At 49.1% G+C, this 8,642-nt stretch carries 7 protein-coding genes and 1 rRNA gene; 5 read left to right on the top strand and 3 right to left on the bottom strand.

The window, feature by feature from the left end; genetic code table 11:
- Window positions 1-61 precede the first annotated feature (61 nt).
- A 5S ribosomal RNA gene (gene rrf / locus RN22_RS02960) occupies window positions 62-177 on the top strand.
- A gap of 161 nt (window positions 178-338) precedes the next feature.
- A complete protein-coding gene (locus RN22_RS02955) occupies window positions 339-707 on the top strand; it encodes a DUF2799 domain-containing protein (RefSeq protein WP_046303021.1) in 369 nt (122 codons plus the stop codon).
- Window positions 708-785: 78 nt separating this feature from the next.
- Here RN22_RS02955 and dapD read toward each other — a convergent pair whose 3' ends face one another.
- Together dapD and RN22_RS02945 are read right to left on the bottom strand one after the other, a co-directional pair.
- Complete coding sequence (dapD, locus tag RN22_RS02950) at window positions 786-1,817, bottom strand: 2,3,4,5-tetrahydropyridine-2,6-dicarboxylate N-succinyltransferase (protein WP_046303020.1); 1,032 nt, start codon at window positions 1,815-1,817, stop codon at window positions 786-788.
- A gap of 227 nt (window positions 1,818-2,044) precedes the next feature.
- Window positions 2,045-2,341 carry a YebG family protein gene (locus tag RN22_RS02945; protein WP_046303019.1) on the bottom strand — a complete coding sequence of 99 codons (297 nt, stop codon included), beginning with the start codon at window positions 2,339-2,341 and terminating at the stop codon, window positions 2,045-2,047.
- A gap of 81 nt (window positions 2,342-2,422) precedes the next feature.
- On the opposite strand from RN22_RS02945, the gene RN22_RS02940 reads away from it, so the two are divergent.
- On the top strand, window positions 2,423-3,109 hold the full coding sequence (locus RN22_RS02940; protein WP_046303018.1) for a DNA-3-methyladenine glycosylase I: 687 nt from the start codon (window positions 2,423-2,425) through the stop codon (window positions 3,107-3,109).
- Here RN22_RS02940 and RN22_RS02935 read toward each other — a convergent pair.
- Window positions 3,106-4,014, bottom strand: a complete 909-nt coding sequence (locus tag RN22_RS02935; RefSeq protein WP_002536302.1) for a LysR substrate-binding domain-containing protein — start codon at window positions 4,012-4,014, stop codon at window positions 3,106-3,108. The two genes, RN22_RS02940 and RN22_RS02935, sit on opposite strands and share 4 nt — an antisense overlap.
- Window positions 4,015-4,180: 166 nt before the next feature.
- Between RN22_RS02935 and RN22_RS02930 the strand changes: the two genes are divergently transcribed.
- Entirely contained in the window at window positions 4,181-5,104 is a 924-nt protein-coding gene (locus RN22_RS02930) for a TDT family transporter (protein ID WP_046303017.1), read from the top strand.
- A gap of 126 nt (window positions 5,105-5,230) precedes the next feature.
- Window positions 5,231-8,626, top strand: coding sequence for an exodeoxyribonuclease V subunit gamma (gene recC, locus RN22_RS02925; RefSeq protein ID WP_046303016.1), 3,396 nt, complete (start codon window positions 5,231-5,233; stop codon window positions 8,624-8,626).
- Window positions 8,627-8,642 lie beyond the last annotated feature (16 nt).

The raw sequence follows: 8,642 nt of genomic DNA, 5'->3' as shown, positions 1-8,642 counted from the left end.
TAGAACATTGAATGTGTAGAACGAGAATTAAAAACAGCTTTCCAAGATTTTAACGAATTTGCTTGGCGACCATAGCGTTATGGACCCACCTGACTCCATGCCGAACTCAGTAGTGAAACGTAACAGCGCCGATGGTAGTGTGGGGTCTCCCCATGTGAGAGTAGGACATCGCCAGGCTTCTAATACCGTCAAAAAGGCCATCCGAAAGGATGGCCTTTTTGCGTTTTGGCGGTAATGAAATCTCTTTGGCTAAATACTACGTAACCAATTGCTTAAGTGTTCAGCAACCGTTCATAAAAGTGTGTTAGATTAAATCTTTAGCGTAGAGGAGTGTGATTATGAAAAAGCTGATGGTACTTTTGCCAGTTTTACTCGCAGCTGGGTGTACCAGCACCTCGACGCTTGATCTCGCACAAAACCAAGATTGGACTGGCCTAGCTGAAAGAGACGTTTCATTGCAATTGCCAAAACGCTCCGATAAGTCTTTAGCTGAGCTTGGTGCAGCCGATATGGACTCAAAAGAAGTTTATTTAACTTCATACGAATCTTCAAAAGAGCAGTTCTGTGACCCCTCCCGTGCATTCAAAATGGGATTTATGGGTGAGCGATATGACGGATTTTGTGATGATCGAAATGATGGCTGGATTTTCTATCAAAATTGGAACATCGGGCGTGGTTCATCGCAAATGGATCATTTTCCTTTCTAAGCTACCGAACAACATAGATACATATAAAAAAGGCTGACGAGAATGTCAGCCTTTATTGTTAGTACATATCTCAAAGCATTAGTTATTCGCGTGCAGCTCAGCGTTTAACTCAACCGCAGATTTGTTCGTCAGACACTCAATCTTACCGGTCACTGAGTTGCGACGGAACAGAAGGTCTGTTTTGCCAGCAAGGTCCCGTGCTTTTACAGTTTCTACTTCTTGGCCATTTGCATCCAGCATGGAGACTTTTGTACCTGCAGTCACATAAAGACCTGACTCGATGGTACAGCGATCACCCAGTGGGAAACCAAGACCCGCGTTCGCACCCAACAGGCTGTTTTCGCCGATAGAGATAACGATCTGGCCGCCACCGCTCAAGGTGCCCATGATTGAAGCACCACCACCGATGTCACTGCCGTTACCGACCATCACACCTGCGGAAATACGACCTTCGACCATGCTGACACCTTCAGTGCCTGCATTGAAGTTGATGAAGCCTTCGTGCATAACAGTGGTACCTTCACCCACATGCGCACCCAGACGAACACGCGCGGTGTCTGCAATACGAACGCCTGCAGGAACCACGTAATCAACCATCTTAGGAAACTTGTCTACGCAATCTACTGTCAGGGTTTCACCTTTCAGGCGAGCTTCCATTTGACGTTCAGCCAGCTCTGGTAGATCGATTGGTCCTTGGTTAGTCCACGCGATGTTGTGCAGTAGGCCAAAAATGCCATCCAGCACGATGCCATGAGGCTTAGCAAGACGGTGAGAAATGAGTTGGAGCTTAAGGAAGCCCTCTGCCACGCTTGCTGGCTTTTCGTCAGTCGCAAGAATAGTCAGAACGAGTGGTTGGTTAGACTCCGCTGCTTTGGCCGCAAATGATGCTGCTGCCTGCTCGTCAGCTGCTGCGAAAGCAGAAGCGATAGCTGCGCATTGTGCTGCTTCCACTTCAAACGCCTCGTTACCGCCCTGGTAACCTACAACGTCAGCAAGAGCTGAAACCAGAGAGTCTGAAGGGTTAAGAACTGGGGTTGGGAAAAATGCTTCGATGATTTTTCCATCTTTGTTTTTGGTCGCGGTGCCAAACGCTAGAGCAAAACTGGCCATGATCCGGGAGTCTCCTTGTCTCTTCCACCAGCATCGGTTGATATCAGATGCTGCATGATAATTGTGATAGCTGGAGACATCTTAAAGTGAAGTGCATCAAGATTGAAGGGTGAGGGGAGAGAATCCTTTAGATTAACGGCTCTTGCAGTGAATATGGGTTAAATAGACCGAAAATTAGGACAATGTTGAAATAAAAAACGCTCCGTATGGGAGCGTTTATTGAGAAGTTAAGCCGCCTCGGCGTCATCTTCCTTTGGCGCTTCAGCCTTTTTCTTTGCTGGCTTTGGGGTTGGCTTGCGTTTAGCCCCCAGAGCATAGAGTACTTCTTCACGATTTTGCGCAAGGAAAAGGGACAATTCTTCGCGTTGCGCTTCATCGCCTGTGACTTCGCTTTTACCCAGCAGCTCAAATAGCTCATCTGCCATGTCGAGCATTTTGTCATACGCGTCAGCTTCCGCTTTAGAGGTAAAAGTCATCTTCTCTTCTCCGTTGCGTTCAACCACATATTTGACGATAACGGCCATGGTTAACCTCTCTTAATTTGTTTACTGTCTGTTTATACAGTAGAGTAAAGTTACCTGTCTAGTTTAACCGTGATTACTGTGATGGCATTGGAAAAATTCTCAGATATTTATCATCGAGCAGCAACAAGAAAGGGAAGTAACAGCGATCTGGAGCAGCGTCTGGCACACCCTAAGAGCAAAAAAGAACTTAGCGAGATCCCGGATGATCGATGGCTAGCGACATTCAGTCAGAAGATCTTCCAGTCGGGAATGAATTGGCAGGTAGTGAGAAACAAGTGGCCAGGTTTTGAAGAAGTCTTCTGGGGCTTTGATATTGAAAAAATGTGCCTAACTCCGCCTGAGATGTGGGAGGAGAAAGCCACTAACCCAGCGATCATTCGCCATCTGGGTAAAGTCATGACCATTCCCCACAATGCACAGATGATGAAAAGCGCAGCGAAGCAACACGGCAGCTTTGCCAAGTTTGTCGCGGAGTGGCCGGAAAGTGACATCATTGGCTTATGGGCACACCTGAAAAAGCATGGAAGTCGCTTAGGTGGTAATACCGGGCCTTATTCACTTCGCATGATGGGTAAAGATACTTTTATCTTGTCTGGCGATGTTGAGGGATATCTGCGGGCTCACAAGATCATTGATGGTGGCCGGGATACCCAAAAATCTTTGAATGCGGCGCAGGAAGCTTTTAATCAATGGCAGGAAGAAAGTGGACGTCCACTTTGCCAAATTAGCCAGATTATTGCTTTCAGCGTGGGTGATAACAGCTATTAATCGTTAACTTGCCACTCGCTGGTAAAGGTTAGAAAACGTTCAAACAGCAGCGAGTGGTGTTTGCTTTTGTGGTGTGCCAACCAATACTGACGGCGCAGATCGAGCGGCAATGTCAGCTTATGAAGTCTTTTATTGCTGATGGCATGCCTGGCGGCCAGTGTTGAAAGGTAAGCCAAACCGAGTCCTGCAGCTGCACAATTGATAATGGCTTCAGTGGTTCGAAGCTCAAAAGCTACCGTCCAGTTCTCTAACCTTGGGGCGATTCGTGAGAGGAAATGCTCACGGGTGCCGGAGCCTGTTTCCCTCAACAGCCAGGCATGGTTTTCCAAATCAAACAAAGTAATTCCCTCTTTTTGCGCCAAAGGATGGTCGATGGCGCAAACAATACACATTTCGTCAGAGAGCCAAGGCTGCATGTGTAAATCATCATTTCCCAAATGGTGCTTACTCTCGCCTTGTCCTTCAATCAGTCCAATATCGAGTTCAAATGCGAGCAATCTGTCGATGATCGACTGACTGTTAGATATCACCAGCTCTTGGTCAATATGATTACTTTGTGCCCTGAAATCCCTCAGCAAAAATGGCACCAGTTGGTTTCCTATCGTATCGCTCGCGCCCAACCTAAGGTGGCCGGATAGTTCGCCATCAGAGTTCAAAACCTTGGTAATTTCATCACTTCGGGTAAGCAGTTCGTCTGCCATCGGGAGGAGCCGACGGCCTTGATCGTTGAGTATCAAACGGTTGTTGACCCGCTCAAACAGTTTGTGTCCCAGCTGACTTTCCAGCTCTGTTATAGCCATGCTGACAGCAGGTTTGGAGAGGAAAAGTAGACTGGATGCAGCCGTGATGGTTTTTTCCTGCGCAACGGCGACAAAAACCTGTAGCTGGCGAAGAGACAATGACATCTAGCTATTTACCCGTCGATTTAACCTAGGTTAAGTATAATTTAACTTTGGGTTAAAGATATTCAGATATACTAAATGCTGATGCCGTTCTATCATATTTTATGTGTTTTTCTTCTAAAGATGTGACAGAGCAATGCGTAGACGTCTCAACTTACTTCCTACTCCAATGGCTGGACTCGCGCTGGCAATCGCAAGCCTTGGTTGGAGCTGGGAAAATGTCGGTAATTTCGGTGGGAATGCTCAGGTTTTAGGGGCGGTGATCGGTGGTGTGATGTTATTGATGATCGCACTGAAATTTACTTTTTCTCCCAAAGGTCTTTGGTGCGATTTGCAGCACCCTGTTGTCGGCAGTGTGGTGCCTACTTTTGCTATGGGCGTGATGATTGTTTCTGCTTCTGTTGGCAAAGTGTCTCCTCTTGCGGGCGATTCTCTTTGGATGCTGGCCGTGGTCGCCCACGTCGCGTTCCTTGTTTCTTTTGTTTATCACCGTGCCCGTGACTTCTCACTGACACACATGGTACCGAGCTGGTTTGTGCCACCTGTGGGCCTGATAGTTGCGGATGTTGCTTTCTCAGGTAACCCTGCGCTGCGTCCCGTGGCGGACGGCATTATGCTATTTGGTTTACTGGCTTATGCTGTATTGTTGCCACTCATGCTTTACCGCCTGATTTTCTGTGGTGAGGTGCCAGATGCGGCGAAACCAACCATTGCGATTCTGGCCGCTCCGGCAAGTCTGTCTCTGGCTGGTTACTTAACCGTGAGTCAATCTCCCTCACCTGTCATTGTGGCAGTACTTCTGGGGATTGCCTTGCTGATGACACTGGTGATTTACGTGTCATTTGCCAGGTTGTTGCGTTTGCCATTCTCACCGGGCTATGCCGCGTTTACCTTCCCAATGGTGATCGGCGCGACAGCATTGTTTAAAACTGCGGCTTGGTTAGAGTCGGTTGGCGTGGCGGCAACTTACGTGAATCAGGTTTATGTGCTGGGTATTATCGAGTTGGTAGTCGCCACTATCGTGGTTGGGTATGTGGCCATGCATTACCGCCGCTTCATTTCCCTGCAATGGAAAATGCCAGCCACAGCATAACGTTCGCGAAATGACCCCAAATAGCCTGCATCTTGTGCAGGCTTTTTCATTTCTAACTGCATGAAATTGCACTCTTGAGGGCATTCCGCCACAATCTCTCCAATACCGTTCTCAAGAGTCTTGCCCGTGTTCACTGTCTATCACTCTAACCAGTTGGATCTTTTGAAAAGTCTGCTGGTCGCCATTATTCAGCAAAAGCCATTGGATAATCCTTTCCAAAAGGAATTAATCCTGGTGCAAAGCCCGGGCATGGCGCAGTGGCTCAAGCTGGAAATAGCCAAAGAACAGGGGATAGTTGCGAACGTTGAGTTCCCACTTCCCGCCACTTTCATTTGGCAGATGTTCACTCAGATTTTGGATGATGTGCCGCAGCGAAGCTTTTTCAACAAAGAAGCGATGACCTGGAAGTTGATGACTGTCCTGCCAGAGCTCCTTGATCAACCGGACTTTGATGAACTCAAGCGTTACCTCGAAGGCGATGATGACAATCAGAAGCTTTACCAACTGGCGGGTAAGATTGCCGATATCTATGACCAATATCTGGTGTACCGACCAGAGTGGATAAAGGCATGGGAAAACGAGCAGATTGTTGATGAGTTGGCTGAGGAGAAAAGCTGGCAACCCACACTTTGGCAGGCGCTTTACGATTACACCCTTCAGCAGGAGCAGTCGCCGTTTCACCGTGCCAATCTCTATGAAGAGTTTATCGAGGCGCTAGCGTCTCATAAAGGGAAACCAGAAGGTCTGAAAGGTATTGAGCGCGTTTTTGTGTTTGGCATTTCTGCTTTGCCTCCTCGTTATCTAGATGCCCTCAAAGCGCTAGGTGAGCATGTCGATGTCCACTATATGTTCACTAACCCCTGTCGTTATTACTGGGGAGATATCCGCGACAAACGTTATCTGGCGAGACGTGCAGCCAGCTTGGATTCACGCATTAGCCGCGCCAGCGATACTCAGGAGCCGGCGCAGTTTGCCCTGCCATTAGTCAGTGAAGATGACTCGGCCGAAGTCGGTAATAGCCTGCTGGCGTCTATGGGTAAGCTTGGCCGTGACAACCTGCTGCTGATTTCTGAACTCCAGTGTAATGAGGTCGATCAGGGTTTTGTCGATGTGCAGCGTGACAGCCTACTCCATCATATTCAGGCTGATATTCTTGATTTGATTGAACCGGGCAACATCCAGGAAACCCTTACCAGTGAGAGCAAGGTGGGCATTTCTGCTGAAGATCGCTCTGTTATGGTGGAGGTTTGCCACAGTCCGATGCGTGAAGTGGAAGTGCTGCACGACAGGCTGCTTGAGATGCTTGAACAAGACCCGGATTTATCTCCACGGGATATCATTGTGATGGTTGCAGATATTAATGCCTACAGCCCGGCAATTCAGGCGGTATTCGGCAATGCGCCCGGTGAGCGTTTTATTCCGTTTTCAATTTCCGACCGCACCGCGGATCAGGAAAGTCCAATCCTAACAACGTTCTTGCGATTATTGGGGCTTCCAGACAGCCGTTGCAGCGCAGCGGAGCTTCTGGAAATCCTCGAAGTGCCTTCCGTGATGCGTCAATTTGGTTTTGATAACCGCCAGTTTGAGAAGGTGAAATTCTGGGTAGAAGAATCCGGCATTCGCTGGGGACTCGATGATTCGACGGCGGATCATTTCTCCCTGCCTCTTCAACACCAGAACACCTGGTTGTTTGGTCTTAACCGCATGTTGCTGGGCTACGCTATGCCGAGCGAGGCCGGGCTTTACAACGATGTGTTGGCGTATGACGAAGTACAAGGGCTGGAAGCAGAGCTGGCAGGTAAGTTGGGTGAGTTCTTCCGTGTGATGTCGGCGACGCAAAAAGTGCTGCTCGGCGCAAAAGACGGACATGCCTGGGTGCAGGCACTCACATCACTCTTTGACGAGATGTTTGCACTGGATACGGGCGAAGAATTAGCTGGGCAGCTTATCCGCACTCAACTGGATAACTGGCTGACCCAACTGGATGACGCTGGATTCAACCAAACGTTGGCGTTACCGATAGTGCGTGATTACCTGAAAGAAAAGCTCGGCGGTGAGCGTGTCAGTCAGCGCTTCCTTGCTGGTCAGGTGAACTTCTGTACTCTCATGCCCATGCGTTCTATCCCGTTTCAGGTGGTGTGCCTGCTTGGTATGAACGATGGCGATTACCCGCGCACCATTGCGCCGGTTGGATTTGATTTGATGGCGGGCCGCACCCGCGCAGGTGACCGTTCCCGTCGGGATGATGACAGATACCTGTTCCTCGAAGCGCTGCAATCAGCGCAGCAACGTTTATACATCAGCTATGTAGGCCGTTCCGTTCAGGACAACACAGAAAAAGTGCCTTCTGTATTGGTGACTGAATTACTCGATTATTGCCGTTTAGGATATTGTCTTGAAGGTGACCAAGCTCTGCCGGAGCACGAATCCGGCGAGCATCTGCTCAACGCCTTGAATCACCATAATCCACTCGTCCCTTTCAGCCGGCAGGCCTTTATTGAAAGTCGTCAAAGTTACGCGGTGGAATGGTTACCAGCAGCGCGTGGCGAAGGGCAACTTGCAGCGCCTTTCCTTGATGGTAAAGCACTGAGTGAAGAGCCTGATCTGCAATCCGGTGTGGTCGAACTTGCAGAGCTTCAGCGATTTTGGCGCTTACCTGTTCAGTACTTTTTCAACCGCCGCTTAAAGGTATTCTTTGAGTCGCCGGAAGGGGCAATGGAAGACGCTGAACCCTTTGCGCTCGATAATCTTCACCGTTACCAGTTACGCGATGCGCTCCTTTCCCATGTTATTGCCCATGATGACAGTGAAGCCTCGCTGGAAGCCTTCTTCAGGCAGCAAAAAGCGAGCGGCAGCTTGCCACTCAATCATTTTGGTGAATTGACACTTGAGACGGAACAAGCCGGAATTTTGGCTCAGTACGCGCAATTGAAACCATTGTTGAGCGACAAACGACAAGCGTTGGAGGTTAATCTTTCTGTCGCCACCTCCCGTGGCGTGGTCAAACTTCAAGGCTGGCTGGATGAGCGTTACCGCGCCGGTCGCATTTTGTATCGAAGTGGAAAAGTCAGGGCGAGAGACAAGCTGGCAGCATGGATTGATCATCTTTGCCAGTGCGCGTCAGGTGAGCAACTGGAAACACGCTTCATCGGAGTAGATGACGATGTTGTGTGGAGTCCTATTGCCAAAGAAGACGCTTTATCGAGCCTTGGGGTTTACATCGAATATTATCTTGCGGGGACGGAAGCACCACTGCCTTATCTGCCAAATACTGCGCAGGCAGGCTTAGCGGCTTGCATTGATAAGAAAGGTCACTGGTCTGAAGACGATGCAACATTGGATAAAGTGCGCAGCAAGATGCGCGCAGCCTTTGAAGGGGGCTATATGGTCTCTGGAGAAGGAGAAAATGCTTACGTGGCTCGGGTCTGGCCACACGTAGAAGATGAGCTGCTCGATCAGGTTTTTGAACTGGGTAAGACTTTGTTGCTACCTGCGCTAAATGGCGAGAAAAAAGAAGACTGACTCAGGAGTCAGTCTT

It is taken from the genome of Grimontia sp. AD028 (genome assembly GCF_000973155.1).
Lineage (GTDB): Bacteria > Pseudomonadota > Gammaproteobacteria > Enterobacterales > Vibrionaceae > Enterovibrio > Enterovibrio indicus.
Note: the sequence above shows the minus strand (reverse complement) of the source record. Positions and strands in the feature narration are given on the sequence as shown.

What these genes read in the sequence shown, in the direction of transcription:
- RN22_RS02955 (WP_046303021.1), top strand. Translation starts at nt 339, where the DNA reads ATGAAAAAGCTGATGGTACTTTTGCCAGTTTTACTCGCAGCTGGGTGT.
- dapD (WP_046303020.1), bottom strand. Translation starts at nt 1,817, where the DNA reads ATGGCCAGTTTTGCTCTAGCGTTTGGCACCGCGACCAAAAACAAAGAT.
- RN22_RS02945 (WP_046303019.1), bottom strand. Translation starts at nt 2,341, where the DNA reads ATGGCCGTTATCGTCAAATATGTGGTTGAACGCAACGGAGAAGAGAAG.
- RN22_RS02940 (WP_046303018.1), top strand. Translation starts at nt 2,423, where the DNA reads ATGGCATTGGAAAAATTCTCAGATATTTATCATCGAGCAGCAACAAGA.
- RN22_RS02935 (WP_002536302.1), bottom strand. Translation starts at nt 4,014, where the DNA reads ATGTCATTGTCTCTTCGCCAGCTACAGGTTTTTGTCGCCGTTGCGCAG.
- RN22_RS02930 (WP_046303017.1), top strand. Translation starts at nt 4,181, where the DNA reads ATGGCTGGACTCGCGCTGGCAATCGCAAGCCTTGGTTGGAGCTGGGAA.